Source organism: Microcella sp., assembly GCF_040286215.1.
Classification (GTDB): Bacteria; Actinomycetota; Actinomycetes; order Actinomycetales; family Microbacteriaceae; genus Microcella.
The window spans coordinates 96,016-121,276 of sequence record NZ_JAVKCK010000003.1; the positions used below are offsets into that span (position 1 = coordinate 96,016).

General features: G+C 70.4%; 35 protein-coding genes. 18 read left to right on the forward strand and 17 right to left on the reverse strand.

Annotated elements, in window-relative coordinates:
* Positions 1-22: 22 nt before the first annotated feature.
* From RJQ01_RS00925 to RJQ01_RS00935, 3 genes are all read right to left on the reverse strand, one after another.
* Entirely contained in the window at positions 23-364 is a 342-nt protein-coding gene (locus RJQ01_RS00925) for a HepT-like ribonuclease domain-containing protein (protein ID WP_350474811.1), read from the reverse strand.
* Positions 361-690, reverse strand: a complete 330-nt coding sequence (locus RJQ01_RS00930) for a nucleotidyltransferase family protein (protein ID WP_350474812.1) — start codon at positions 688-690, stop codon at positions 361-363. Before RJQ01_RS00930 ends, RJQ01_RS00925 begins: the two co-directional genes overlap by 4 nt.
* A gap of 68 nt (positions 691-758) precedes the next feature.
* Positions 759-1,331, reverse strand: coding sequence for a helix-turn-helix domain-containing protein (locus RJQ01_RS00935; protein ID WP_350474813.1), 573 nt, complete (start codon positions 1,329-1,331; stop codon positions 759-761).
* Positions 1,332-1,517: 186 nt separating this feature from the next.
* Here RJQ01_RS00935 and RJQ01_RS00940 point away from each other — a divergent pair, with 186 nt between their 5' ends.
* Positions 1,518-2,966, forward strand: a complete 1,449-nt coding sequence (locus tag RJQ01_RS00940; protein WP_350474814.1) for a threonine/serine exporter family protein — start codon at positions 1,518-1,520, stop codon at positions 2,964-2,966.
* Positions 2,967-2,997: 31 nt separating this feature from the next.
* Here RJQ01_RS00940 and RJQ01_RS00945 read toward each other — a convergent pair whose 3' ends face one another.
* Both RJQ01_RS00945 and RJQ01_RS00950 read right to left on the reverse strand, forming a co-directional pair.
* Positions 2,998-3,651, reverse strand: coding sequence for a TMEM175 family protein (locus tag RJQ01_RS00945; protein WP_350474815.1), 654 nt, complete (start codon positions 3,649-3,651; stop codon positions 2,998-3,000).
* A 51-nt stretch (positions 3,652-3,702) separates the two neighbouring features.
* Positions 3,703-4,257 (reverse strand): LysR substrate-binding domain-containing protein, encoded by a 555-nt coding sequence (locus RJQ01_RS00950; protein WP_350474816.1) that lies wholly within the window; start codon positions 4,255-4,257, stop codon positions 3,703-3,705.
* A gap of 68 nt (positions 4,258-4,325) precedes the next feature.
* Here RJQ01_RS00950 and RJQ01_RS00955 point away from each other — a divergent pair, with 68 nt between their 5' ends.
* The 3 genes from RJQ01_RS00955 (at position 4,326) to RJQ01_RS00965 (ending at position 5,919) form a co-directional block, all read left to right on the forward strand.
* On the forward strand, positions 4,326-4,772 hold the full coding sequence (locus tag RJQ01_RS00955; RefSeq protein WP_350474817.1) for a DUF5997 family protein: 447 nt from the start codon (positions 4,326-4,328) through the stop codon (positions 4,770-4,772).
* 176 nt (positions 4,773-4,948) lie between these two features.
* Complete coding sequence (locus tag RJQ01_RS00960) at positions 4,949-5,545, forward strand: PadR family transcriptional regulator (RefSeq protein ID WP_350474818.1); 597 nt, start codon at positions 4,949-4,951, stop codon at positions 5,543-5,545.
* Entirely contained in the window at positions 5,542-5,919 is a 378-nt protein-coding gene (locus tag RJQ01_RS00965) for a hypothetical protein (protein WP_350474819.1), read from the forward strand. The genes RJQ01_RS00960 and RJQ01_RS00965 overlap by 4 nt, the downstream gene beginning before the upstream one ends.
* Positions 5,920-5,959: 40 nt before the next feature.
* On the opposite strand, the gene RJQ01_RS00970 is transcribed toward RJQ01_RS00965, so the two are convergent.
* The gene (locus tag RJQ01_RS00970) at positions 5,960-6,925 is read right to left on the reverse strand and encodes an LLM class flavin-dependent oxidoreductase (protein WP_350474820.1); all 966 of its coding nucleotides are present in this window, start codon (positions 6,923-6,925) and stop codon (positions 5,960-5,962) included.
* 106 nt (positions 6,926-7,031) lie between these two features.
* Between RJQ01_RS00970 and RJQ01_RS00975 the strand changes: the two genes are divergently transcribed.
* Positions 7,032-7,643: a LysE family translocator gene (locus RJQ01_RS00975; RefSeq protein WP_350474821.1), complete on the forward strand. Its 612-nt coding sequence runs from the start codon at positions 7,032-7,034 to the stop codon at positions 7,641-7,643.
* Positions 7,644-7,658: 15 nt separating this feature from the next.
* Here the strand turns inward: RJQ01_RS00975 and RJQ01_RS00980 are convergent, their stop codons facing one another.
* Positions 7,659-8,360, reverse strand: coding sequence for an NAD(P)-dependent oxidoreductase (locus RJQ01_RS00980; protein WP_350474822.1), 702 nt, complete (start codon positions 8,358-8,360; stop codon positions 7,659-7,661).
* Between the two features lie 89 nt (positions 8,361-8,449).
* Between RJQ01_RS00980 and RJQ01_RS00985 the strand changes: the two genes are divergently transcribed.
* Complete coding sequence (locus tag RJQ01_RS00985; RefSeq protein ID WP_350474823.1) at positions 8,450-9,151, forward strand: TetR/AcrR family transcriptional regulator; 702 nt, start codon at positions 8,450-8,452, stop codon at positions 9,149-9,151.
* A gap of 9 nt (positions 9,152-9,160) precedes the next feature.
* Positions 9,161-10,021 carry an NADH:ubiquinone oxidoreductase subunit 4 (chain M) gene (locus RJQ01_RS00990; protein ID WP_350474824.1) on the forward strand — a complete coding sequence of 287 codons (861 nt, stop codon included), beginning with the start codon at positions 9,161-9,163 and terminating at the stop codon, positions 10,019-10,021.
* Positions 10,022-10,027: 6 nt separating this feature from the next.
* On the opposite strand, the gene msrB is transcribed toward RJQ01_RS00990, so the two are convergent.
* The 7 genes from msrB to RJQ01_RS01025 form a co-directional block, all read right to left on the reverse strand.
* Entirely contained in the window at positions 10,028-10,471 is a 444-nt protein-coding gene (gene msrB, locus RJQ01_RS00995; RefSeq protein ID WP_350474825.1) for a peptide-methionine (R)-S-oxide reductase MsrB, read from the reverse strand.
* Positions 10,472-10,575: 104 nt separating this feature from the next.
* Positions 10,576-11,652 (reverse strand): glycosyltransferase family 4 protein, encoded by a 1,077-nt coding sequence (locus RJQ01_RS01000; protein ID WP_350474826.1) that lies wholly within the window; start codon positions 11,650-11,652, stop codon positions 10,576-10,578.
* Entirely contained in the window at positions 11,649-13,247 is a 1,599-nt protein-coding gene (locus RJQ01_RS01005; protein ID WP_350474827.1) for an ABC transporter permease, read from the reverse strand. Before RJQ01_RS01005 ends, RJQ01_RS01000 begins: the two co-directional genes overlap by 4 nt.
* Positions 13,244-14,041, reverse strand: coding sequence for an ABC transporter ATP-binding protein (locus tag RJQ01_RS01010; RefSeq protein WP_350474828.1), 798 nt, complete (start codon positions 14,039-14,041; stop codon positions 13,244-13,246). The genes RJQ01_RS01005 and RJQ01_RS01010 overlap by 4 nt, the downstream gene beginning before the upstream one ends.
* A complete protein-coding gene (locus RJQ01_RS01015; RefSeq protein ID WP_350474829.1) occupies positions 14,031-15,071 on the reverse strand; it encodes an ABC transporter substrate-binding protein in 1,041 nt (346 codons plus the stop codon). Before RJQ01_RS01015 ends, RJQ01_RS01010 begins: the two co-directional genes overlap by 11 nt.
* Positions 15,072-15,149: 78 nt before the next feature.
* Entirely contained in the window at positions 15,150-16,139 is a 990-nt protein-coding gene (locus RJQ01_RS01020) for a lysylphosphatidylglycerol synthase transmembrane domain-containing protein (protein WP_350474830.1), read from the reverse strand.
* Positions 16,115-16,882, reverse strand: a complete 768-nt coding sequence (locus RJQ01_RS01025; RefSeq protein WP_350474831.1) for a CDP-alcohol phosphatidyltransferase family protein — start codon at positions 16,880-16,882, stop codon at positions 16,115-16,117. The genes RJQ01_RS01020 and RJQ01_RS01025 overlap by 25 nt, the downstream gene beginning before the upstream one ends.
* A 115-nt stretch (positions 16,883-16,997) precedes the next feature.
* Here RJQ01_RS01025 and RJQ01_RS01030 point away from each other — a divergent pair, with 115 nt between their 5' ends.
* Genes RJQ01_RS01030 through RJQ01_RS01055 form a run of 6 tightly spaced genes read left to right on the forward strand, consistent with a single transcriptional unit; the run spans position 16,998 to position 20,410 of the window.
* The gene (locus RJQ01_RS01030) at positions 16,998-17,954 is read left to right on the forward strand and encodes an aldo/keto reductase (protein WP_350474832.1); all 957 of its coding nucleotides are present in this window, start codon (positions 16,998-17,000) and stop codon (positions 17,952-17,954) included.
* The gene (locus RJQ01_RS01035; RefSeq protein WP_350474833.1) at positions 17,951-18,307 is read left to right on the forward strand and encodes a MerR family transcriptional regulator; all 357 of its coding nucleotides are present in this window, start codon (positions 17,951-17,953) and stop codon (positions 18,305-18,307) included. Before RJQ01_RS01030 ends, RJQ01_RS01035 begins: the two co-directional genes overlap by 4 nt.
* Before the next feature lie 34 nt (positions 18,308-18,341).
* Positions 18,342-19,136 carry a transglutaminase-like domain-containing protein gene (locus RJQ01_RS01040; protein WP_350474834.1) on the forward strand — a complete coding sequence of 265 codons (795 nt, stop codon included), beginning with the start codon at positions 18,342-18,344 and terminating at the stop codon, positions 19,134-19,136.
* 31 nt (positions 19,137-19,167) lie between these two features.
* Positions 19,168-19,533: an HNH endonuclease gene (locus RJQ01_RS01045; protein WP_350474835.1), complete on the forward strand. Its 366-nt coding sequence runs from the start codon at positions 19,168-19,170 to the stop codon at positions 19,531-19,533.
* 11 nt (positions 19,534-19,544) lie between these two features.
* Positions 19,545-19,919, forward strand: a complete 375-nt coding sequence (locus RJQ01_RS01050) for an ArsR/SmtB family transcription factor (RefSeq protein ID WP_350474836.1) — start codon at positions 19,545-19,547, stop codon at positions 19,917-19,919.
* The gene (locus RJQ01_RS01055; RefSeq protein ID WP_350474837.1) at positions 19,916-20,410 is read left to right on the forward strand and encodes an SRPBCC family protein; all 495 of its coding nucleotides are present in this window, start codon (positions 19,916-19,918) and stop codon (positions 20,408-20,410) included. Before RJQ01_RS01050 ends, RJQ01_RS01055 begins: the two co-directional genes overlap by 4 nt.
* A gap of 14 nt (positions 20,411-20,424) precedes the next feature.
* On the opposite strand, the gene RJQ01_RS01060 is transcribed toward RJQ01_RS01055, so the two are convergent.
* Complete coding sequence (locus tag RJQ01_RS01060) at positions 20,425-21,162, reverse strand: NAD(P)H-hydrate epimerase (protein ID WP_350474838.1); 738 nt, start codon at positions 21,160-21,162, stop codon at positions 20,425-20,427.
* A 90-nt stretch (positions 21,163-21,252) separates the two neighbouring features.
* On the opposite strand from RJQ01_RS01060, the gene RJQ01_RS01065 reads away from it, so the two are divergent.
* Both RJQ01_RS01065 and RJQ01_RS01070 read left to right on the forward strand, forming a co-directional pair.
* On the forward strand, positions 21,253-21,603 hold the full coding sequence (locus tag RJQ01_RS01065) for a hypothetical protein (RefSeq protein WP_350474839.1): 351 nt from the start codon (positions 21,253-21,255) through the stop codon (positions 21,601-21,603).
* A 36-nt stretch (positions 21,604-21,639) separates the two neighbouring features.
* Complete coding sequence (locus RJQ01_RS01070) at positions 21,640-21,816, forward strand: hypothetical protein (RefSeq protein ID WP_350474840.1); 177 nt, start codon at positions 21,640-21,642, stop codon at positions 21,814-21,816.
* A 12-nt stretch (positions 21,817-21,828) separates the two neighbouring features.
* Here RJQ01_RS01070 and RJQ01_RS01075 read toward each other — a convergent pair whose 3' ends face one another.
* Both RJQ01_RS01075 and RJQ01_RS01080 read right to left on the reverse strand, forming a co-directional pair.
* Positions 21,829-22,182, reverse strand: a complete 354-nt coding sequence (locus RJQ01_RS01075; RefSeq protein WP_350474858.1) for a PIN domain-containing protein — start codon at positions 22,180-22,182, stop codon at positions 21,829-21,831.
* 5 nt (positions 22,183-22,187) lie between these two features.
* Positions 22,188-22,442 (reverse strand): AbrB/MazE/SpoVT family DNA-binding domain-containing protein, encoded by a 255-nt coding sequence (locus tag RJQ01_RS01080; protein ID WP_350474841.1) that lies wholly within the window; start codon positions 22,440-22,442, stop codon positions 22,188-22,190.
* Between RJQ01_RS01080 and RJQ01_RS01085 the strand changes: the two genes are divergently transcribed.
* From RJQ01_RS01085 to RJQ01_RS01095, 3 genes are all read left to right on the forward strand, one after another.
* On the forward strand, positions 22,441-22,668 hold the full coding sequence (locus RJQ01_RS01085; protein WP_350474842.1) for a hypothetical protein: 228 nt from the start codon (positions 22,441-22,443) through the stop codon (positions 22,666-22,668). The two genes, RJQ01_RS01080 and RJQ01_RS01085, sit on opposite strands and share 2 nt — an antisense overlap.
* Positions 22,669-22,889: 221 nt before the next feature.
* Positions 22,890-24,254: a hemolysin family protein gene (locus RJQ01_RS01090; protein WP_350474843.1), complete on the forward strand. Its 1,365-nt coding sequence runs from the start codon at positions 22,890-22,892 to the stop codon at positions 24,252-24,254.
* Positions 24,251-25,255 carry a CNNM domain-containing protein gene (locus tag RJQ01_RS01095; protein ID WP_350474844.1) on the forward strand — a complete coding sequence of 335 codons (1,005 nt, stop codon included), beginning with the start codon at positions 24,251-24,253 and terminating at the stop codon, positions 25,253-25,255. The genes RJQ01_RS01090 and RJQ01_RS01095 overlap by 4 nt, the downstream gene beginning before the upstream one ends.
* Positions 25,256-25,261: the final 6 nt, after the last annotated feature.

The window sequence follows — 25,261 nt, forward strand, 5'->3', positions numbered from 1 at the left end:
CACCAGGCGCTGCCGTCGGACTTCAGGGCTTTGTGTTGCTGCCCGTGCGTAGGGCAGCGGCAAGCGGCGGCAAATAGGTTTCTACTACCTCGCGAACGGTCGCGACGTCGACCCCGAAATACTGGTGAACCAGGATGCTTCGGAAGCCGCGGATCTGCGGCCAGGCGATCTCGGGGTGGTCGTCGGTCAGCACTGTGGGGAGGTGCTTCGTGGCCTCGCCGATGATCTGAAGATTGCGCTCGACGGCGTCTTCGGCCATGTCAGCAAGGTCACGGTCATCACTAGAAAGAGCGTCAACGTACCACTGGCACCGATCGATTGCCTGAAGGATGTCGGCAATGCGCTGATCGGTGCTGCGACTCACAGGGCGACCGCGTCTGCGAGTGCTGACTTCGAGATCGATGGCTTGAGCAGCTGCTCGGGGAAGATGTCGATGTCATCGCGGTCGAACAGCGTGCGCGTCTCCTCCATGAGGCCGGAGGCCCGCATGAGGAGGTTGCCGTCGGCAGGATTCATGGTCACAACGATGTCGATGTCGCTATCGGGGCCCGCATCGCCTCGGGCGACTGACCCGAACAGGCGTGGCTGCGTTGCGTTGTACTTTTCGAGAAGAGCATCAAACTCGCGTCGGCGCTCGGCGAGAAGCTCGCGCAGGGCGAGCGTCTCAGGAGTCGCGACGGTCATCGACATGCGTCGAGGATACCGGGGGAGGCTGTCGCTGAGTAGATCGGGCGACTGCGCGTAACGAGCATTGACCATCACACGCTCCTGAGGCTCTCGGCGTCGATGAGCACGCCACGCCTGGCGAACTCGTCGGGGATCGTGCCCAAGCTTGACGCAGTGACGTAGCGACTGTCGCTGAGCACGCGCGGCTCGTCAAGTTGCGTCGCGGAGTCGACCCATGGGGGGAGTGGCGCGCCGACCTCGCCCAGTCGGTACTCGGTAAGCCCGGCCAGGGCGGCGTCGTACAGCGCGTCGCCGGTGGGTTCTGGCGGGTACGCGGTCAACACGACGCGGTTGGTCGGGGTCTCGGCAGCCAGATCATCGTTGAAGGCGAGCCAGGTGCGGAACGCCTGCGGTCGATCACCTGCAACGAGCCAACGCCGAATCTCTGTTGATGCCTCGAGCGCGGTGGTGCGGAGCGTGGGAGAGATGGTCAGGCGAGAACCGCTGCGACGCAAGAGGCTCTCGAGTGTGTCGACGCGCGGTACGCGTCGGCCGCTCTCGATGAAGGAGATGTTCGAGGCTGGCAGGCCGGTAAGTGCGGCGAGCTGTGTTTGGCTGACGCCGCGAGCTCGGCGTGCGGCGCGGCTGAGGGTAGCAATCGTCATGGTTCACCCCCGACAATCGTTATCGAAAACGATAACACGGACGCGCCGCGGGCCCCTTCTCAGCGCGAGCTGTTCGTCGTGCGCGAGCGTGGGGGCTCGGCGTGACGGGCTGGCGTCGCAGAGCATCCGGGTCATGCATGATCGCCCACGGCGCGCGCTTGTCCATAGGCCCGTACCCTGGGGGCCGTGAGTAACAGCAGCGACAAGAACAACGCAGCTCTCCGAGGGCGCAAGAACCGGTCGATCCTCCAGCTCGCCGACGGGGTTCTGCGGGGCACGACGGCTCCCACGCAGGTGATTTCTGTGGCGGGCGGTGATGATCACTCGACACCACACCACGTGCGTGTGGTGATCGATCTGTGTTTGCGGGTGGGGGAAGCCATGCTTGCGACCGGGGCGTCCGCGGCCGACGTGGTGGCCATGGTGTTGCGCATCAGCCATGCCTACGGCGTCAGCGGCATGCACGTCGACGTCACGTTTACGTCGATCACGGTCTCGGTGCATCGCGGCATGGACGAAGACCCGTTGTCAGTCATGCGCATTGTGAAGGTGCGCAGCACCGACTACACGAGGCTGCAGAACGTCTACCGGCTGATCGATCAGATCACTCGCACCGGCAGCCGCCTGCCGGTCGATGTCGCACGAGAGCGGCTGACGGCGATTCTGGCCAGCCCGCACCCGTATCGACGCTGGGTGGTGACCCTGGGCAAGGCCATTCTGGCCGCCGGCGTCGTGGTGCTGTTCAACGCGGGTCTGGTGCTCGTGCTGGTCGCCGCCGCCTCTGCCGTCATCTCTGACGTCATCACCCGCCAGCTGGCGAAATGGTCTGTGCCCGGCTTTTTCGCGCAGATGGCCGCCGCGATGGCGACGACGAGCATCGCGGTGCTGCTGTTCTGGTTGCGCTCGGTCGGTGTCGAGTTGCCGGGCTCGAACGCCCCGACAGTCATCGTCATCTCGGGCATCATCATGCTGCTGTCGGGCCTCGGCCTCACCGCCGCCGCCCGCGACGCCATCGACGGGTACTACGTCACGGCGACGGCACGCGGCATGGAAGTGTTCATGCTCACGCTCGGTCTCGCCGTAGGCATTTCGGCAGTGCTGGGTATCGCCTTGCGGATGGGTATTCCCATCGCGGTGTCGACCTCCCTGGGCGAGGCCATCGGTCTGGTGCCGGGCGTGGTGGGGGCGGCACTCATCGGCTGCGGTTTCGCGTTGACGGCGTACGTGCGCTTCCGTCTCGTGCCGCTGATGGCGGCCGCGACGTCCCTCGTCTTCGCCGTGTTCCTGCTGGTCTCGCCGTTCGTCTCGCAGCCGGGGTTGGCGCCGGGTATCGCCGCGGTGGCTGCGGGCGTCATCGGCTACCTCACGTACCGCTGGCTGAAGATTCCGGAAGGCGCGATGACGACGGCGGCGATCATCGGGTTGATCCCCGGTCTCGCGGTGTACAGCGCGCTGTATGTGCTCGTCGATTCGACGACGGGCGTGATGGAGGCGCTGCCGGCGGCGGTGGATGCTCTGGCCACCGGTATCGGACTGGCTGCGGGCACCGCCATCGGCGGCTTCGTGGCTCGGCGCATCTTCGGCCTCGACTCTCAGGCCCGCCTCGCGGGTCGGCGCGCGATCGGGGTGCGGTAGCAGCGCGCGGCGCGAGGACGTCGAGCGGCCGCTACCCCCAGTCGCTGTAGCCCTGGGGGGCGCGGTGCGCGACGATCGCTTCCACCGGCCAGTTCAGTACGAGCAGCGCCAGCCCGGCGACGGGAACGAAGAACGCCAGCACGAGGGCGAGTGCGGTCACCGCGGCGCTGGCGCCCCACCCGGCGAGCAGCCAGGGGAAGAGGCCGTCTGGTGGGGGAACTCGCCACGCCCCGGCCTTCTGCGCCCGCAGCAGCAGCAGCACGTGCAGGGCAGCGATGAGCGCGAGGAGCCCGAGGTACGGTACGACGGCTCCCTGCGCGGTGGGGTCGCGGCTGAGCAGGCTCGTCGGAAACGGTACGAGCGCGATGAGCCCCAGCAGTGTCAGATTGAGCACGATCAGACCCGGCTCCATGACCCCGATGGCGGCGAAGAAGCGGTGGTGGATCCACCAGAAGTAGCAGATCACGGCGAAGCTGATGACGAATCCGATGAGCTCGCCGGGCTGGTCGACGAAGACGCCGCCGATACTGGTCAGGTCGACCGCTTGAGGGTCGATGCCCAGCACGAGAAGCGTCATGGCGATCGCGAACACGCCGTCGCTCAGGTTGAGCATGCGCGCGAACTCGGGTGACGCGCGACGGTGCCGTCGCCGACGCCAGTCGGCCGAGTCGTCTGGGGAGGTCACGCTTCGACTGTAGGGGAGGCGCTGCGGTCAGGCGAGAGGCGGGCGGGATGCTCAGCGCGAGCTGTTCGCCGTGCGCCCTCGCACGATGCCGATGAACTCGTCGCACAGCGGGTGCGCATCGCGTATCGGCCAGACGAGGGCGATGCCCGTGTCGGGGGCGCCGCTGAGCGGCCGGGCGACGACGTCGCGCCGGGAGTGGGCGCGCGCGACCGACTGCGGCATGACGGCGACGCCGACGTTGGCGGCGACGAGCTCGACTGCGTCGGCGCCGCTGCCCTCGTGCAGGTCGACGGGCAGCACCGTGACGTCGTCGAGTTCGGCCAACTCGGCCGCGCTGACGGCGCCGACTCCGGCGACGAGCGAGCCTTTCGGGGCGACGACGACGGCCGCCTCCCGGTAGAGGGGTATGGCGTGCCGGTGGTCGTCGGCGGCGACGTCGCGCAGCAGCGCCATGTGGGCGGTGCCGTCGTCGAGCGCGGCGACGGCCTGCGCCTGGGGGAGCGGCCTCAGCTCGAGGCGGCCGCGGGGGCGGCGCTCCCGCCACGTGCGCTCCCACTTGCCGGGGGTGACGCCGGGCACGAAGGCGACGATGAGCGTTTCCGGCATGGGCTCAGGCTACTCGGCGCGCCCCGGCGCTCAGGGCGCAGCATCCGGCACTCACTACGCTTCAGTGCATGACCGACGAACCGCGCGAAGACCGCCGCCAGCAGCCGAAGCCCAAGAAGGAGCAGATGCTGAGTCCCGCGACGGCGGCGAAGAAGCTCGGCGTGTTCCTGCCGGCCACGCCGGAAGAGTTTCGCGCGCAGCCCGTGTCGCGCACGGTGCTGAAAGAGATGCAGGAAGCTGCGCCCGAGTGGTTGGCGACGCTGCGGCGGGAGGGGCCGCACCCGCGAGACGAGGTGGCCCGCCGCCTGGGTGTCTCGAATTCGGCGCTGGCGCGGGGCGGGGTGAGCGATTCGATGACGACGGAGGAGATTCGAGCGCTGCTGGATGCCCGGCCCGAGTGGCTCGTCGCGGAGCGCGAGAAGCACGTGCCCGGGTCGGGGCGCCCGCCCGGCACGGCGATCGGCGAACGACCTGCACGGCCCGCCGCCGACCCGGAGGCCGACGAGTTCGACTGACGTCAGCGGCCGCGCGGGCGGCGGTCAGCGCGCGGGGCGCGGGATGCGTCCGCGGCGGGCCAACGGATGCGCTGCGGCGGCCAGCGGGTGCGCCGCGCCAGCCAGGGGATGCGCCGCGCCGAATTATCTGGTAGATATATCTAGCAGATATATTTTGTCGTGAAGGAAGGCATCCCGTGCCCAGCGCAGATCAGACCCACATGGCGGTGCTCGGTGCGCTCAGCATCATGCCGATGACCGGCTACGCCGTCCGCGAGCAGATTCGCTCGACCCTCGGCTCGTTCTGGTCGGAGAGCTTCGGGCAGATCTACCCGGCGCTCGCGCAGCTCGAGAAGCAGGGGCTCATCGAGCGGCTCCCGTCGCAGACCTCGCGGTCGGCGCCGTTCGCGCCAACCGCCGCCGGGCTGGCCCGTCTGCGTGAGCTGCTCGCCGAGGAGCCCCAACCGTCGCGCCCCCGCAACGGCACCCTGCTGCGCCTGTTCTTCGGCCGCCAGCTCGGCGCGGAGGCCTGCCGGGCGCTGCTCGAGCAGACCCGCACCCAGGCCGAGGCCCAGCTGCAGAGCCTGCTCGTCGCGCGCGAGGAGCTCGCCGCCGACGCGCTACTGCGCGACGACGCGCCCTACATCGAGCTCACGATCTCCGCCGGCGAGCACAGCGCCCGCGCCGCGATCGCCTGGGCTGAAGAATCGCTCGCGGCGCTCGACGCACTGCCCGCCACCCCGACCACCGCCACACCGACAACCGCCACCACGACCACGAGGAGCACATCATGACCACCGCCGCCGCTATCGCCTTCACCGTCATCATGGGCGGGCTCGCCGTCTTCCAACTGGCGCTCGTCGCCGGGGCGCCGCTGGGCCGCTTCGCCTGGGGTGGGCAGTATCGCGTGCTGCCGGCGGGCAAACGGGTCGGCAGCGTGGTCTCGGTCGTTCTCTACGCTCTGTTCACGGTCGTGGTGCTGCAGCGGGCCGGCCTCGTGGATGCTCTGCCGACGATCTTCGTCGACATCGGCATCTGGGTGCTCGTGGCGTACTTCGCCCTCGGCATCATCATGAACGGAGCGTCGCGCTCACGCCCCGAGCGCTACACGATGGCGCCACTGACTCTCGTGCTCGCCGTTCTCGCGCTGCTGGTCGCGCTGGGATAGGGCAGCCCGCCACCTGCATCAAGCTCGCCGCTACGGCGCCTCAGCGCGGCGGCAACACGCGCGCGAGCGATGGGAGAGCGCCGAGCGGGTCGCCGCCGACCGGGATGAGCACGTGGTCGGTCGCACCGGCGGCGTCGAGCTCGTCGAGGCGTGCCCGCACCTGCGCGGGAGTGCCGACGAGCGCGAGGCGCGCCACCCACGAGTCGGGCAGGCGCGAGACGAACTCGTCGCGGCTCGCGCATGCGGCGCGCAGGGCGCGCACCTCGTCGGAGATATCCACCGGGTCGAGGTGCGGGGCCGCGTCGGGTTCGGCGACCCACTGCAGGCCGGGTCGGGCGGCGGCGCAGGCGATCGCGGGGTCATCGTCGACGGCGGCGATGTTGTAGGCGACGAGCCGGTGCGGGCCGTCAGCGTCGATCGCGCCGAGCGCCGCGTGGATGTACTCGGGCGTGCTCGGCTCGGCGAGAATCGTGCCATCCGCCTTCTGGCCCGAGACGGCGAGCGATCGCGGGCCGCGCACCCCGAGCAGAATGCTCGGCGCGACCTCGGGAACGGCCGAGGGGTCGAGCGAGGTGAGCGGGGCATCCGGATCGGTGGCGTGCGGAACGCCAGCACCGCGCAGCAGCGTCGCGACCTCGTCGACGTACTCGCTCAGGAAGGTGAGGGGCGTGGTCGGCCAGACGCCGAGAGCCTGCATCCACGCCGGCATGCCGTGCCCGACGCCGAGGTCGAGGCGGCCCGGGTAGAGCTGCGCGAGCGTGGCCGCCTCCATGGCGGTGAAGGCGGCGGTGCGCGCGGCGGCGGGCAAAATGCCGACGCCTACGCGGATGCTCGTGGTCGACGCGAGCACCGCGGCAGCTTGGGCGATGCCGCCGCGGAAAGCGAGATCTTCGACGACCCACACCTGGTCGAAGCCGAGTTGCTCGGCGCGCTGCGCGAAGGGCAGAAGCTGTGCCGAGGAGATGTTGCGGGGCAGCATGACCCCGATACGCGCAGCAGTGCTCATGTGTCGATGCTAGGCGGTGGAGCGCACTCGGGGCGCAGACCTGTCGGCGCGGGAGTATGGCATTCTCGTACGGGTGGCGTGTGCCGCGGTCACGAGGGGGACGACGATGAGCTGGGCCTTTCTGCTGACGACGCTCGTGGTGGTGGCGACCCCCGGAACGGGCGCCGTCTACACGATCGCCGCCGGTCTGTCCCGCGGCTGGAAGGCCGGCCTCGTCGCAGCGTTCGGCTGCACCCTCGGCGTGGTGCCGCACATGCTGGCGGCGATCACGGGTCTCGCAGCGATTCTCAACGCATCCGCCGTCGCGTTCTCCGTCATCAAGTGGCTGGGGGTGGCCTACCTGCTCTACCTGGCGTGGATGACTCTGCGCGATCGCTCCGCGATCACCGTCGACGAGACCGCCCCGCGCCGCTCGTTCTGGAAAGTCATCCGCACGGCGGTGCTCATCAACCTGCTCAACCCCAAGCTGACGCTGTTCTTCTTCGCCTTCCTGCCCCAGTTCGTCGTGCCGGGCGCGACGAACGCCACCCTGCAGATGCTCGGCCTGAGCGCCGTGTTCATGGTCGCCACGTTCTTCGTGTTCGCCGTGTACGGCGTGTTCGCCGCGGCCGTGCGCGAGGGTGTCGTCTCGCGCCCGAAGGTCGTCGCGTGGATGCGCCGCACCTTCGCGGCGACCTACGTGCTGCTCGCGGGCCGTCTCGCCTTCGAGTCCCGCTAGATGCGGGCGCCGCCGTCACACGAGTGCGTGCGCCTGGGCGCTCGGCGTGAGTCGGCCGACGATCGCGGGCGCCTCGCCGATGAGCGTGTCGTCGGTGAGAGCCTCGACCATGAAGAGCGCGAAGTCGGTGCGCCGGGTGAGGTTGCTCTGGAGCACCGGATCACCGATGTGGCGGCTCCACACGGGCAGGCCCTGGCTCTCGCCCTCCTCGAGGTCGCTGCCGCGCACGAGCGTCCACCGCCGACCGCTTGCGACGATGCGCCGGGCCGCCTCGACCTGGTCGTCGATGTCGACGACGCGCAGCAGGCGGGCGACGATCGTGGAGACGCGCACGAGGGCGAGGAAGCGGCGCGAGTAGCGGTCGCGGCCGTCGGCGGAGATGTGCCAGCCGCAGGAGAACACGAGTCGGGCATCCGGCGCCGCGTGGTCGAGCACGGCCTGGGCGGTACCCGACGAGTACTTCCTCATGCCCCACGGCACGAGAACGGTGAGCACGCCCTGGCAGCCGGCGACGGCGCGGCGGATGACCTCGCGGTCGTTCGTGTCGCCGGGAATCACCGTTATGCGGTCAGCGAGGTCGGCGAGTTTCTCGACGCTGCGCTCGCGGCAGACGCCGACGACCTCGTAGCCGCGGTCGAGCGCATGGCCGATCATGTAGCGCCCGAGCTTGCCGGAGGCCCCGACGATGCAGATGCGGCGGATGGCGGGCGTGGTCATGGTCTCTCCTCGTGTCAGGGGTGTACTTACGATGTAAGTCACCATAGACTTACGGCGTAAGCAACGCAAGGGGAGGCTGCGGAGCGCCGATGGCAGAGGCAGACAGGAGCGCGCGCGCGGTGCGCCGACCGCTCAGTCGCGAGCGCATCGTGGATGCCGCTCTCGAGCTCGCCGACAGCGCCGGGCTCAGCGGCACCACCATGCGCGCCCTCGCCACCACGCTCGGCGTCGAAGCCATGTCGCTCTACAACCACGTGCGCAATCGCGACGACCTCCTCGACGGCATGGTCGACGCGGTGTTCGCCCAGATCGAGCTGCCGAGCGGCACAGGTGACTGGGCGGAGGAGCTGCGCGCGCGATCCCACTCCGCCCACGCCGTGCTCACCCGACACCCGTGGGCGGTGGGCCTCATGGATTCGCGTCGAGCCCCGGGCCCGGCGACTCTGCGGCACCACGACGCCGTGCTCGGCGCGCTGCGGGCGGGAGGTTTCAGCATCGCGGGAGCACTGCATGCCTTCTCGCTGCTCGACAGCTACCTGTACGGGTACTGCCTGCAAGAGCAGTCGATGCCCTTCGACGGAGCCGACGAGCTCGCCGAGGTCGCGACCGGCATCGCCGAGAGCATGGGCGACGACTACCCGTGGCTGAGCGAGGCCATCACGCAGCGGGCGCTCGCGCCCGACTACGCGTACGGCGACGAGTTCGCCGTGGGCCTCGACCTGATCCTGGGCGCGCTCGCGCCCGACGGTCTACCGACCGTTCCGGGCGGCCGTCGCGCAGAGCCGTCGTAGGCTCGCTCCATGAGTCGTGTTCTCGCACCCGTGCTCGCCGGGGTTGTCGGCCTGGTCGTCCTCGTGGGCGTCGGTGCGGGCCTCGCGATTCCCGCTGCGGAACGCGCGATCGTCGCGGCGGTCGAGTGGCTCAACGACGAGCCGGTCGAGCACGCCGACACCTCGGGCATCCCTACCGAGCCAGATGAGGATTTCGGTGTGGTGCAGGTCTACGACGTGCTCGCCGACGGCACTCTCGAGCCCGCGGCGAGCGGCGTGGCCGCTGAGGTGTGGCAGCTCTTCGTGCGCATGGTCGGCGCCGACGTGGCCGGCGAGTCGATCATCCAGTACCGCGCCGGCGACGCGCCCGCCAGCGACACCCTCGCGTACGTGTATCAGGACTCCGACCCGCGGTACTGGACCCTCGCCGTCAACCTCGCCGTCGCCGACGACCCGCAGCTGCTCGTGGCGACGCTCGTGCACGAGTACGCGCACATCGTCAGCTTCGATGAGGATGAGTTCGACGCGGCGTCGGGGTCGTGCGCGACCATTCTGCTGGTCGAAGGATGCGCGGCGCGCGCCAGCTACCTCCACGAGTTCTACGCGCAGTTCTGGGCGGGCTACCCGGATGCAGTGGATCTCGAGAACCTCGACGCCGACGCGGCGTGGCAGTTCTACGAACGCTACGACGATCACTTCGTGAGCGACTACGCCGCGACCAACCTGGGTGAAGACTTCGCCGAATCGTTCATGACCTACGTCATCGAGGACGCCTTCGACGGCCCGACGGTCGCCGCGCAGAAGCTGCGGTTCTTCGAGCGCTACCCCGAGCTGGTGGCGCTGCGCGAGCACAACCGCGACGAGCTGGGCGTGGAGCTCGGGCTGCGCTGAGCCGACCTAGGCGAACAGCTCCCGGTACTCGCCGTAGCCTTCCGCCTCGAGCTCGTCGACGGGGATGAAGCGCAGCGCGGCCGAGTTCATGCAGTACCGAAGGCCGCCGGCCTCTCGGGGCCCGTCGTCGAAGACGTGGCCGAGGTGGCTGTCGGCGCCGCTGGAGCGCACCTCGGTGCGCGCCATCCAGAGGGTGCGGTCGCTGCGGGTCGTGATGGCGCCGGGATCGATGGGCTTCGTGAAGCTCGGCCATCCGGTGCCGCTGTCGTACTTGTCGATCGACGTGAACAGCGGCTGACCCGATACGACGTCGACGTAAAGGCCCGGTGCCTTGTTGTCGTGGTACTCGTTGCGGAACGCGGGCTCCGTGCCGTCCTTCTGCGTGACCTTGTACTGGATCGGCGTGAGACGGCTGAGGGCGTCGGCGGTGGCGCGGTACTCCTGCGACATGGGGTCCTCCTGAGGATGCTCGTGCCGCGGGCCGCGGCATCACTCGAGTCAACCGCGCACCCGTGCGATCCGTTCCCGGTGCTCGGCAACCTCGGAGGATCGCCCTACCGGCCCGCGTCGTCGAGCACCCGCGCGACGACCTCTGCCGCGTCGCGCCACCGCGGCAGCGCGGCACCCGCGCGCGCTGCGGCGACGGCGAGCCGCGCGCGGTGAACCGGGTCGGTGAGCACCGCGGTGAGGGCCGCGGCGAGCGCTGACGGGTCCTCTGCCGGGACGAGCACGCCGGCGTCGGCGGGTACCGTGTCGGGCACGGCGCCGACCGCGCACGAGACGATCGGCAACCCGTGGGCGAGCGCTTCGTCGAACACGATGCCGTAGCCCTCGTAGCGGGTCGCGAGGGCGAACACGGTCGCCGAGCGGTACAGTCCGCTGAGCTCCGCGGCGTCGACGCGTCCCGCGAAGCGCACGCGATCGCCGAGACCGAGCGCGGCGTGCTGGCGCGCGAGCTGCGCGGCATGCTCCGGGTGCCAGCTGGACCCGACGATCACGGCCCGCCACGGACGATCGGGCAGCTGCGCCAGAGCGGCCAGCAGCACGTCGTGCCCTTTGCGCGGGTGCTGGATGCCGACCGACAGGATGAGCGGCGGCTGCTCGGGGGCGCCCGGCCCGAGCGGGGCATCCGTGCCGGGGCGCACGACCGTGATGCGCTCGCCGGGCACCGCGTAGTGCTCGGTGAGCATCGCGGCGGTGTGGGGGCTCGGCACGAGCACGTGCTCGATGAGGGCGAGATTGTCGCGCTCGGTGCGGTGCAGCCGGGCGCGGCGCTCGTCGTCGAGCCCCTTCTCGAGCGCGAGCGGATGGTGCACCACCGCGATGAGTGGCGCGTGCACGAGGGCGAGGCTCTGCGTCGGCATCGCGCCGGAGATGAAGCCGTCGAGGATGATCGGAGTATCCTCGCCGAGCGCCGTGAGTTGCGCGACGGTGTCGGCGACGTCGGCGTCGGTCGGGTCAGGGAAGCTCGCGCCGAGCCGCACGTGCCGCACCTCGCGGCCGAGCGCACGCAGGCTCTCGAGCAGGCGACGCTCGTAGACGTAGCCGCCGGTGAGGGTGGCGATGTCACCGGGAATCGCGAACGCGGCCGGTCGCGCCGTCGGCGCCGATCGCTGGGGCGCGCGCATCATGCGCTCTGCTCCGGAGCGTAGACGCGCAGGACGCGCGTCTCGATGACCCCGACGAGCGCGTAGCCGATCACCGCGAGCACGGAGACCACCACGACGCAGCTCCACAGCATGTCGTAGTCGGAGAGGGACGCCGACAACGCCATGAGGCTGCCGATTCCGGTGCCGGTCGCCAGCCAATCCACGACGGTCACGGCGAGCATGGAAGCCGGCACGCTCATGCGCGCTGCGGCGAAGAACGCCGGAAGCATCGCCGGGATGCGCACCCTGACGAGGCGCTGCACGGACCCCGCCGCATAGCTGTCGAGCACGTCGAGGGCCTGGCCGGGCGCCTGCCGCAGCCCGTGCAGGCAGGCGACGAGGGTGGGGAAGAACACCATGATTGCGACGATCACGATGGAGCCGAGGGGGCCGCGGCCGAGCAGCAGCGTGACGAGCGGCGCCGTGGTCACGATGGGCACCGAGCGCAGGGCGATCGCCACCGACATGGCCGTGCCCTCGATCGCGGGCACGAGGACGAGCACGACGGCGAGCCCGGCACCCAGCAGGAGCCCCGCGAGGAAGCCGGGCAGGAGCGAGCTGCCCGTCTCACCGAGAGCGGCCAGCAGTGTGGCGCGCGTCTGCGCCGAATCGGGCGCGACGAGCAGGGCGTCGACCACGTCGCCGGGCCGCTTGGCGAAGAAGGTGCTGAGACCCAGCGCGTCGAGCGCTGCCCACCACACGACGACGACGAGCGTCGCGATCGCGGCGACGTCGAGGCTCACGCGCAGCGCACGCCGCCGTCGCGTGGCCAGCTCGGGGCTCGTCGCGAGGATGACGGGCGGCCGATCGTGGAGGACGGCGCGCGCGATCGCGCCGATCGCCAGGTACGCGAGTAGCGACACGACGGTGGCGATGGTGGCCACCGCCCAGGTGAGGTCGACGTCGAGCGCACGCGTGGCGCGAATGGTGAGCACGCCGAGTCCGGTCTCCGCCCCCGTGAACTCGCCGACCATCGCCCCGAGGAAAGCGGCGGGCGCCGCGATCTGCAGGCCCGCGAAGAGGTAGGGCAGTGACGCCCGGGCGCGCACGTGCACGAGCGCCGTCCAGCGGCCGCGCCCGTAGCTGCGCACGAGGTCGAACCACGTCGCGGGCGCCGCCCGCAGCCCGACGAGCAGCGGAATGAGCGTCGTGTAGTAGACGGCGAGGGCGGCGAGAACGATCTGCGGCTCGGGGCCCGGGCCTAGCACGACGCGCAGAAGCGGCCCCGTCGCCACGAGCGGCAGGCAGAACACGAGCAGGCCCACACCGGTCACGATGGTGCGGCTGCGCGGCCACAGCACGGCGACGATCGCGAGCAGGATGGCGGCCGCGTTGCCCAGCAGGAAGCCCGCCGCCGCGTTGCCGAGCGTCACCCCGAGCGCGCGGGCGAGCAGCGGCGCGTTGTCGACCACGTAGACCGCGATGCCCACGGGCCCTGCGAGCACAAAAGCGTCGGTGAGCACGCGCGCACTGAACTCCCACACCACGAGGAGCACCGCGACGCCGACGACGGCGAGCACCCCCGAGCGCCGTCGCGAAAGGGGGTGGTGCGGTCGGCGCGCGGCGACGAGGCTCACGAGGCGGCGGGGGCGGCGTCGCCATCGTTGCGGCCGAGCGCGAGCGCCTCGAGCACGGCATCGGCGACGGCGGCGAACACGGGACTGCGCACGGCGTCGAAGGCCCGCGGTCGGGCGAGCGGCACGGCGATGTTGGCGACGATGCGCGCGGGCCGCGGAGAGAGCACGATGATGCGGTCGCTGAGCATGACGGCCTCCGAGACGGAGTGCGTGACGAGTACCGTCGTCGTACCCCGCGCCTCCCACACCGCGGGCAGGTCGCGGGCGAGCTGCTGGCGAGTGAGCTCGTCGACCGCGCCGAAGGGCTCGTCGAGCAGGAGCAGGCTCGGCTCGGTGACAAGCGCCCGCGCGATCGCGGCGCGCTGGCGCATGCCACCCGACAGCTCGGCGGGCCGCGTGGCGGCGAACCCGTCGAGGCCGACGAGGCGGATGAGCCTCTCGACGCGCTCGGGGTCGGGTCGCTGACGCGTGAGGGTGAGCGGCAGGGCGATGTTGCCGCGCACCGTGCGCCACGGCAGCAGGGAGGGGTCTTGGAACGCGAGAGCGAGGAGGGCAGCCCTCGTCGCCTCGGCGGGGGAGCGGCCCCCGATGGTGATCTGGCCGGTGCTGGGATGCTCGAGCCCGGCGATCATGCGCAGCAGCGTCGACTTGCCGCAGCCGGAGGGGCCCACGATCGCGGTCGTGCGCCCTGCCTCGAGTGTCAGGTCGAGGGGTGCGACGGCCTCGACGCCGCCGGGAAAGGTCTTGCCGACGGCGCGGCACTCGACCCCCAGCGGGGCCGGGTCACCCGCCATGAACCTGCTCGAGGATCGAGCGATCCCACAGCTCGGGCGTCACCTCGAGGCCGAGCAGCGCGAGCGTCTCGATGTTCGATGCGACCGTCTCGTCCGACCACCAGCCGAACCCGTTGGCGTCGGTGAGGTCGCTGAACATGAGCGGCACCTGGCGCTGCGCCTGCAACTGCTGGGTCGGCAGGTCGAGCCCCGCATCGGGATGCAGCTCGAGGGTGAGGGTCGCGGCCGCATCCGTGTCGGCACGGTAGGCCTCCCAGCCGCGCACCTCGCCGCTCATGAGCGCCACGAGATCGTCGCGCCGATTCGCCAGTGAATCCTCCGTCGCGATGTACGTCTGCGAATGCACCGCGTATCCGTGATCCGCCATGAGCATCGTGACGCTCTCGACTCCCTGAATCGCCATCGCCACCGGCAGATCGGTCTCCCAGCACAGCAGGCAGTCGACCTCGTCTGCGAGAAGGGGCTGCGGAGAGTACTGCGTGGGAACGATGTCGATGGCGTCGACGTCGACGCCGTTGAGCGCGCACAGCGCCTCGAGCACGGGCGTGTTCGCGAGCGCCATACCGATGCGCTTGCCCTCCAGGTCGCCGGGCACCGTCACCGGATTCTCGGGCAGCGAGGCGATGACGAAAGGATTCTTCTGCATCGCGACGCCCAGAATCTTGAACGGCGCCCCCTCGGCCACCGCCGCCGCGGTGTAGTCGGCGGCGGAGATGCCGACGAGGGCCGTACCGGAGACCACGGGGGGCTCCACGGGAGCGTTGGGGCCCCCGGGCAGCAGGGTCACGTCAAGACCCGCCTCGCGCCACCAGCCGCGGTCGAGGGCGATGTAGCTGCCGCCGAACTGCGACGAGTGCAGCCAGGAGAGCTGCAGCGTCGCAGCGCGCACCGCGCCCTGCTCGGGGGTGCGGCTGCTGAGGCCGATGGCGGCGGCGCCGAGGCCCGCGACTCCGAGACCGGCGACGCCGGCCGTGATGAGGGTACGGCGCGAGATGGGGGCGCGAGATGGGGGCGATGACTGCTGCGTCATGGCGTGCTCCTCTGAGTCGAGCGGGGGTCATGGACTGTTCTGGTGCGGGCGCTGCAGCGATCGGGTGCTTCGAGACTCTCACGGTTTGCTTCCGGCATCGTGTGAGGCGGTCGATCGGGTCGCGCGGTCCGGCGACCGCACCCACACGATGGCAGCGCCCGGCAGCACCGAGGCGAGGGCCACGAGCCCGAAGGCGACGCTCGTGGCGAGGCCCTCGCTCGCGGTCGCCCCAGCCAGGGGCAGAAGGGCCGCCGCCGCGCCCTCGCGCAGGCCCCACCCGCTGATCGTCAGCGGGATGAGCATCGTGAGCAGGATGAGCGGCACAAGGCTCAGCACGGCGGCGATCGACAGGTCCACGCCCACAGCACGCGCGCAGAAGGCGAAAGCTGCCAGAATGCACGCCGTCGTTCCCCCGCTCAGCAGCAGTTGACGGACGATCACCCGGCGGCCCGCGAGGGCGGTACCAGCGGTGCGGGCGAGCTCGGTGACGCGCGGGCCGAGACGGCCGGGCACGCGGGCCGCTGCGCCGAGCAGCAGCAGACCCGTGATCGACGCCGCCGTGATCACGGCCACGAGCGCGAGCACCCACGTCGGCCACGTCAGCCCGCCGGGTACGACGGCGGTCACGGTGAACGCGCCGAGCATGACGGCCAGAACCGCGACCTGGCCCGCCAGCCGCTCGACGACCACCGCCTGGGCGGCGATCGTGAGACCGGCCTGGGCCCGGCTGCGCACGGCGCGGCTGGCATCCCCCACCACACCGCCGGGCACGGTCTGATTGACGAGCTGAGCCAGGTAGTACTCCCGCACGGCATGGCTCCACGCGAGCGGCAGCCCGAGCGCGCCAGCGGTCACCCGCCAGCGCTCCGCCGCCAGGAGGGTGTGCAGGGTGAGGGCGACGAGCGCTGCGAGCAGCCAGACAGCATCCGCCGCCAGCAGCACGCTCAGAGCATCGGCACCGTCGGCGATGCGCCACAGCAGCACCAGCAGCGCGATCGTCGCGGCCGCCTGGGCCAGGCGCACCACCGCGCGGCGCCGCCGACTCACGCCGGGTGCCGGCGCAGCCACAGAATGTCGCTCCCAAACGACCACGCCAGGGCCAGCAGCGCCGCAATGACGATGACGACGCCGGGAAGCCCTGCGAACCACGGCGACTGCACGGCGATGAGCACGGCCAGTTGCACGACGCAGATCACTTTGCGGCTGAACCGGGGCGGCAGAGGCCCATTCAGCCAGGGCGCGACGAGTCCCGCCAGGCCGAAGAGGTAGCGGGGCAGGCCCAGCAGCAGCACCCACCAGCCCACGCCGCCGGCCACGACGGCGAGAACGGCGAGGACGAGCCCGAATGCCGAGTCGACCTCCATGTCGAAGCGAGCGCCGAACGGCGAGGAGAGCCCCTGCCGACGCGCGAGCCAGCCGTCGACGCCGTCGAGACACAGCGCCACGATGGCGATCACCACGACCGGCACGGGAGCCGCTGGGCCACCGAGGAGCGCGACCAGGAGCGGAACGAGGAGAGTGCTGACGAGGGCGAGACGCAGCAGGGTCACCGCATTCGCCAGCCCGAGACGCGCGTGAGGGTGGTGTCGCCGGAGACTGCTCGCGGCCACGACCGCGGCCACCACGAATGCCAGGGCGGCGACCGCCACCGGCACGGCGCTCGCCGAGTCGAACAGCAGCGTGCCGGCACTCACGACGAGCCCCAGCCCGCCGACGCAGAGCAGAGCGAACCGACCCAGGCGAGGGTCGAGCGCTCTCCCGGGCGACCGGCGACGAGCCGGGGGAAGGGCATCCTCGACGGTCACGGCCACCCTCGGACGCTAACACGGGCCGACGGGCATCGACAGGCGCGGTGCCGAAGGCCCGGACGGCGCCGATACGGAGAGCGCTTGACCTGGAGCGCACTCCAGCCTGTTCAGTATGGGCATGACGCAGACGAACACCCCACAGCACACCGGCCACATCGCCCTCGGAACCATGTACTTCGGCACGCGCCTCGACCGCGACGAGTCCTTCGCTCTGCTCGACCGCTTCGTCGAGCTCGGAGGCCGGTGGCTCGACACTGCCGACAACTACTCCTTCTGGCAGCACGATTCCGGCCTCGGCGGCCAGAGCGAGCGGATGCTCGGCGCCTGGCTCGCCGCCCGCGCTGGTGCCCGCGACGAGGTGTGGATCTCCACGAAGGCGGGAGCCGACCCGCTCGAGCCCCACCGCTGGCCGGAGACGATGGAGGGGTTGTCGCCCGCCGCCCTCGAGCGCGCCCTCAGCGGGTCGCTCGAACGCCTCGGCACCGACCGGGTGGAGCTCTACTGGGCGCACGTCGAAGATCGCTCTGTGCCACTGGAGGATGTCGTGAGCGCCCTCGGCACGGTAGTCGCCGACGGCCGCGTCGGCGAGCTGGGCGCGTCGAACCACCCCGCATGGCGCGTGGAGCGGGCGCGCACCCTCGCGGCCGCGCACGGCCTCGCCCCCTTCGCAGCCATGCAGCTGCGGCACACTCTTCTGCAGCCGATTCCCTTCGCCCCGCTGCCCGACGGCGGCCATGTCGTGGCGACCCCCGAAGCGCTCGACTACGTGCAGAGCGAGGGTCTCGCCCTGTGGGCGTACAACACGCTTCTCTCGGGGGCGTACTCGTACGACGACCGCCTGCAGGAGCCGTATCGTCACGCGGGCACGGCCCGTCGACTGGATGCTCTCGACAGCGTCGCCCGCCGTCACGACGCCACGCGCGCCCAGGTCGTGCTCGCCTGGCTGCTCGGCGGCGCACCCGCGGTCACCCCGATCGTGGGAGTGTCAAGCGTCGGCCAAGTGGACGAGATCATGGCAGCGCGGCAGCTGTCACTCGACCTGGACGACCGCGCTGTGCTGGACTCGAGCGCATGACGATGCACGGTATGGCGATCGGCGACGCCGCGCGGGCGGCCGGGTTGACGGAGGACACCCTGCGCTACTACGAGCGCGAGGGGCTGGTCGGTCCGGTGGGGCGCGACTCGGCGGGCCATCGGCGATACGCGGATGATGACCTCGCGTGGATCGGCATCGTCACCTGTCTGCGCGACGCCGGGCTGGGCATCGCCGACCTTCGTCGCTTCACCGAGCTGCTGCGCAGCGCCGCTGAGCCCACCGAGCGCACCGCCTTTCTGCTGCGCCGCCGGGACGAGCTCGTCGCCCGCCGCGATGCGCTCGACAACGCCATCACGGTGCTCGACGAGAAGATCGACCACTACGGCGGCTGAGCGTGCGCACGGGCATCCCTGACATGATCGCCGGATGCTTCGACACTCCACCGCCGAGATGGCCCTCACCGCCACCGGCCCTGCGCGCCTCGTGCTCTCCGTCGCCGTGCACGCACCCGCCGCCATGCTCGATGACCGGCTCGAGGTGACCCTCGACGGTCGCCCGCTCGAGGTGACCGAGATCGTGGACCCGCACGGCACACGGCTGCATCTGCTCGATGTGACGGAGGGGCAGGTGCGCGCGCACTATCGCGCGGCCGTCGACGGCCGAGCCGAAGCACTCGAGGTGACGGCGCTCGACGAGGTCGTCTACCTGCGGCCGAGCCGCTACTGCGAGTCAGACTCGCTCGCTCCGACAGCGATTCGAGAGTTCGCGGGGCTCACGCCCACCGAGCTGCTGTTCGGCGTGAGCTCGTGGGTGGGGGAGCGGTTGCGGTACGTGCCGGGTTCCAGCGCTCCCACCGACGGAGCCGTGCAGACACTGCTGGCCGGGGAGGGAGTGTGCCGCGACTACGCTCACCTCGTCGTCGCGCTGCTGCGCGCACTCAATGTGCCTGCCCGCCTCGCGTCGGTGTACGCGCCGGGGCTCGCACCCATGGACTTCCACGCGGTCGCCGAGGCCGCCATCGACGGCCGCTGGTGCGTCGTCGATGCGACGACCCTCGCGCCCCGCGCGTCCCTCGTGCGCATCGCGACCGGGCGCGATGCCTCCGACACGGCGTTCCTCAGTGTGCACGGGGCCGTCGTCACCCTTGACGATCTCACGGTCTCCGCGGTCGTCGACGACCTGCCCCGTGAGGACCTCACCGAGCTCGTGTCGCTCGGCTAGCGTCGGGCCTCCGCTCCGTACGCTGGAGGGCGTGCCGCATCCACAGTCACGCCAGGCGAAGGCCGCGCGGCGCCGCCGCCGTCGCATGGCGGCCGTCGAGCATGACCTGAGCCCCGCCCAGTGGGCCCGACTGCGCGAGTTGTGGGGCGGCTGCGCCTACTGCGGCGCCACCGATCGGCCGCTGCAGCGCGACTGCGTGCAACCGATCGCGCGCGGAGGCCGCTACACGCTCGACAACATCGTGCCGGCGTGCGGCCCGTGCAATGCGAGCAAGAGCAACGACGAGGCGACGAGCTGGATGCGCCGCACGCGCCGCGATGAGCGCGCCTTTCTCACCCGGCTGGTAGAGGTGCGGGCCGCGCTGCGTCCTCTTGCGGAGGAGCCAGCGCACGAGTAATGTGCAACCACATGGTTGTACATACGAGTGAACTCAGCGACGCCGAGGTCGACGCGATCTTCCACGCCCTCGCCGACCGAACGCGCCGCGACATCGTCGCGCGGGTCACCGAGCGCGAGCAGAGCGTGTCAGCACTGGCCCGGCAGTACGCCATGAGCTTCGCGGCAGTGCAGAAGCACGTCGCAGTGCTGCAGAGGGCAGCCCTGGTCTCCAAGGCCAAGCGCGGGCGCGAGCAGATCGTGCACGCCGAACCCGAGACCGTGCGGCGGGCGAAAGCGCTGCTCGACAGCTATGAACACCTGTGGCGCAGCCGCGTCTCCCGTATCGACGCACTCCTTGCCGAAACACCCACCACCGTTGACCCCCCACCGAAAGGCGAATCATGACCGTACGCGACGTCGTCACCGATACCGAGGCCCTCACGATGACCTTCACCGCAGAGTTCGACGCCCCGGTCGAGCGCGTGTGGCAGGTACTGGCTGACGCTCGTCAGCTGGAGCGCTGGTGGGGTCCGCCCGAGTGGCCTGCGAGCTTCACACGGCACGACATGGTGGTGGGAGGCGAGTCCCACTACGTCCTGACCGGTCCGGAGGGGGAAGAGATGGCGGGGTGGTGGAGCGTGACCGCTGTCGAGGAGCCGACTCGACTGGCCTTCGACGATGGCTTCGCCGACGAGGACGGAACACCCGTCGAGTCGTCTCCGGTGATCGACACCGAGATCACGCTCGCGCCGCTGCCCGGCGGGCGGGCTCTGATGACCACGCGGTCGCGGTTCTCGAGTCTCGAGGCCTTCGAAGAGCTTGCGCAGATGGGGATGGAAGAGGGCATGCGCTTCTCACTGGGCCAGATCGACGCCCTTCTCGTCGAGCAGAGCTGAGGCGAACGGCGTCGTCACGGCCGCTCGAGCCCGAGGTCGACGAGCCGCACCTCGCCCGCATACGTGGAGCCGGGCGCGAGCAGCAGGCCGGCCTTGACGGCGCCGAACGTCACCGTCACGGCGGCGCGCAGCACGGCGGGGTCCGGCACGGAGCCGTCGTCGGCGTGCACGCCGCTCGGCAGGTCGACCGCGATGATCGCGGGGCGCTGCAGTGGGGCATCCTCACCGCGCGGCGTCTCGCGGTCGTCGTCGCGGTGGGTGCGCGGTTCACGGTCGTACAGCAACTCGAGTATGCGCGCCACCGTCGCGCGGGCATCGCCCCGCAGGGCGGGGGAGTCGCCGCCGATGCCGAGGATGCCGTCGAGGATGACGGCGGCGCCTGCGAGCGCAGAGTCGAGGCCGTCGTCGAGCCGCACCCAGCGCGCACCGGCCACGCGGGCCGCAGCGGTAGCCTCCTCGTGCACGCGGCTGCCCGTCTGGATCACGCTCACGCGCGCACCCTCCGCGGCGATCTCCGCAGCGGCGAAGAGGGCGTCGCCCCCGTTGTCGCCAGAACCCGCCAGAACGAGGATGCCCGGCCCCTGCTCGGCGGGTGAGCCGCGGTCGCGCAGCACCTCGCGCACGACCTCCGCGAGGGCCGCGGCCGCCCGCCGCATGAGCGGTTCATCGGCTGCCAGCAGGGGAGCCTCGGCCGCGCGCACCTCGGCCGCCGTCCAGCCCGTGAGGTGCTCGGGAAATCGCGGAGCATTCACGGTGCCGAGGCTACTCGCGTGCACGCGGTCCCGCTTCGAGGAAGCTGATGTGCCCTTGACCCGCATGCGACGCAGGGCAAGAGTGGTCGCATGACTCCGACACCAGCGAACCCGCCCACGACCGTCGACCACCTCGCCGACAGCGTCTCCAAGCTCGGCATCGGCACCGCGTACGGCGACCCCATCGACATCGGCGGCATCAAGGTGACTCCCGTCGCGCTCACCTGGTTCGGGTTCGGTGCCGGCTCTGAGAACGACGAGGGTGAGTCCTCCGCTGGAGGCGGCGGCGGCGGCGCGAGCATCCCGATCGGTGTCTACCAGCCGGGGCCGGAGGGGCCGGCGTTCAAGCCCAACCTCATCGCCCTGCTCGCCGTCTCGATCCCCGTCGCGTGGGTCGGCGGTCGAGCGCTCACGAGCATCATCAAAGCCCTCAAGAAGTAGGCGCGCCCCGGCCGCGCGCAGTGCGCTGGGGCGATCATGAGCTCCGCAGCCCGTGACACTCAGCGTGCCTGGACGGTCGGCGGTGCGCTCGTGCTGCTCGTCGTGGTGCTCGAGTCGGGCGGTGGTGGTTTCTGGCCCGATGGCGGGCTCGTGCGCACGCTCCTGCTCGCGGGCCGTGCTCCTGTCTCTGAGGTAGCGACAGAGGGCGACTGACCCGGCTTGTTGCTACCGCACGGCGATGACGCGAGGCAGGTCGAACCAGGCGCGATCTGCGCTCAACGCGGGCAGCTCGAGTCGGTCTGCCAACGATAGGCAGAGCCTGTCAGCAAGGGAGAGTGGGGTACTCGGCTCCCACATTGCTGCCGCTGCCTCAGCTTCGTCGACCGTGACCGGCGAGATCTGCAAGGGAAAACTCAGCAGCAGCGAGCGGCCGATCGACCAGGAGTGACGGCGGCTCATCTTCTGCGCCACTTCCGACCAGTTGGCGGCGCTTACCACGCCACCCTTTTCCAGATGCTCGCGAACTGTGCCTGCGCTCGACTCTCCCTGGAGGTAGGCCAGGAGAGCCGAGGAGTCCATGACGATCACGTGGTCGACTCGGTCGACTCGTCGCTCGCCTCCTGACGCCGATCACTTATGAGTTCGGAGACAAGGTCAATGCCGGCCAACCGAGCGCGCAGGATGCTCTCCAGTGCGCTGCGATCGGCGAGGAAGACGCCGGAGTCGGTATCAACAGCGACAAGCGTCGAGCCCTCCCGCCACTGATGCCGCGCCCGAATGCTGGCAGGTACTACGATGCGGCCCTTGTGTCCCACCTGAACCGCAAGCGTGTCACTCATGTACTCAGCGTACCACCGCACATCCCTCAACGGTGGGGGCTCCCATGTGGGCCGTGCACGTCGACGTACAGCGCTAACGTACAACCATACGGTTACACAAACGCACGAGCTGAGCGACTCCGACGTCGGCGCGATCTTCCACGCCCTCGCCGATCGCACCCGGCGCGACATCGTCGCGCGGGTCATCGAGCGCGAGCAGTCGGTGAGCTCCCTCGCCGAGGGCTGAACCCGGGGCGGCGCCGAGCGGCGAGCCGCTCTCAGCCACGTCACAGGTGACTCGCTACTCTGAGAGAACAGACTCACCGATGCCTGGAGGCACCGAACACTCGTGGATCGCACCGCGCAGACCGCAGGGTCGTCGTCCGACGACCCGAGCCATAGTTGCCCTGACCGTTTCCTCGCGCCGGCACCCGCCATCGGCGCGACGCCCGCCCGCGTGAGCCGCTCGTGATCGAGGCGATCGTCTCGCTGCTCGTCGGCATCGTCGTGATCCTCGTGATCATCGCCGCGAACGGCTACTTCGTCGCGCAGGAGTTCGCCTACATGTCGGTCGACCGGGTGAAGCTCGCTGCGCGGGCCGCCGACGGCGACCGCTCCGCGGCGCGCGCGCTCGCCGTGACGAAGCGCAACTCGTTTATGCTCTCGGGCGCACAGCTGGGCATCACGATCACCGGCCTGCTCGTGGGCTACGTCGCCGAGCCCCTCGTCGGCGAGTCGCTCGGGCAGCTGCTCGGCGGCGTCGGCATCCCCGCAGGGGTGAGCATCACCGTCGGCACCGTGCTCGCGCTCGTCGTCGCCACGATCGTGCAGATGATCTTCGGCGAGCTCTTCCCCAAGAACCTCGCGATCGCCAATGCAGAACCGCTCGCGCGCTGGCTCGCGCGCTCCACCACCCTCTACCTCGCCGTCTTCGGCTGGCTCATCACCGTCTTCGACGCCTCCGCGAACCTCCTGCTGAGACTCCTGCGCATCGAGCCCGTGCACGACGTCGACTCGAGCGCGACCGCGGTCGACCTGGAGCGCATCATCGGCGACTCCCGCGACAGCGGCGATCTGCCCGAAGAGCTCTCGCTCATGCTGGACCGCATTCTCGACTTTCCGCAGCAGGATGTCGAGCACGCCATGATCCCGCGCTCGCAGGTCGACATCGCGCGCCCCGGCACGACGCTCGCCGACATTCGCGAGCTCATGGCGACGGCGCACACCCGCTACCCGGTGATCGATGAGGACGAGCAGCCGCTCGGCGTGATCCACCTCACCGATGTGCTCGAGACGACTCTCGCGGGAGACACGCCCGTCTCCGAGCTCATGCGGCCCACGATCGTTCTGCCCACCCTCATGCGGTTGCCTGACGCCCTCGTGCAGCTCACCTCGACGCGCAACGAGCTCGCGTGCGTGATCGACGAGTACGGCGGCTTCGCCGGCGTCCTCACCCTGGAAGACCTCGCAGAGGAGGTCATCGGCGAGATCACCGACGAGCATGATCAGAATGTCAGCGAACTCGTCGTGCCCGACGGCGACGACATCTGGCTGATGGACGGCGACGTTCACGTCGATGAGGTGGAGCGCGCGGTCGGTCACGACCTGCCGCGAGGAGACTACGAGACCATCGCCGGTCTGCTCATCGCCGCGCGCGGCGAGCTTCCCGAGGCGGGCGACACGGTCACGGTCGAGCTGCCGATCGATGGCGCCGATCTCGTCGAGGATCATCCCCCCACGCGTCACCTCGAGGTGGACGTGCTCGAGGTCGACCGCCATGTGCCGAGCGAGTTGCGCGTGCGGCTCATCGAGACCGAGGGGGTCGAGCCGTGAACGGCTGGGTCGTGCTCGTCGCCACCGTGGCGCTCATTGCCCTGAGTGCGTTCTTCGTCGTCATCGAGTTCTCACTGCTCGGTGCGCGCCGCCATCGGCTGGAGGAGCAGGCGACGACGAGCCGATCCGCTCGCGCGGCGCTGAAGGGCGTCAACGAGCTCACCATGATGCTCGCGGTCGCCCAGCTGGGCATCACGGCGTGCACGTTCGCGCTCGGAGCGGTCACCAAGCCGGCCGTCGAGGTTTGGCTGGGCCCCCTGTTCACCTCGTGGGGACTCGTGGAATGGGCATCCGACGCGACCGCGTTCGCGCTGTCGCTGCTACTGGTGACCTTCCTGCACCTCGTCGTCGGCGAGATGGCGCCGAAATCCTGGGCGATCGCGCATCCCGAGCTGTCTGCCCGCATCATCGGCCTCCCCTCGCGCGTGTTCGTCAACGTCTTCCGCCCGCTGCTGCGCTGGGTGAATGAGATCGCCAACAGGCTTGTCGCCGCCACCGGCGTCGAGCCCGTCGACCGCGCCGCCGTGGGCGGGCAAGACGCCGACACGATCCGACAACTGGTCGAGCACTCCGCGCAGGCCGGCGTACTCGAGCCGGAGTTCCGTCGCCAGATCAACGGCATCATCGACCTGCAGTCGCTCACGGTCGAGTCTCTCGTCTCGAGCGACAGCCCGCCGACCTCGGTACCGTCGACCGCGACCGTCGGCGACGTGCAGCGGGCAGCGATGCAGTCGGGGCACTTGCGTATTCTGCTGGACGCCGATGCGGGTGTGCCGGAGGTCGTGCACGTGCGCGACACTCTGCTCGCGTCGCTCGACTCTCCGGCTGCCGCGAGCGCGCGCCCGGCCTACGTGATCGCGGCGGGAACCCCCGTCTACGAGGTCATGTCACGCATGCGCGAGGCGAGCGTCCAGCTCGCGATCGTCATGGACGGCCAGCGGATGCTCGGGGTCGTGACTCTCGCGGATGTTCTGCGGCGCGTCCTGCCGCAGTCCGCGTAGTCGCCG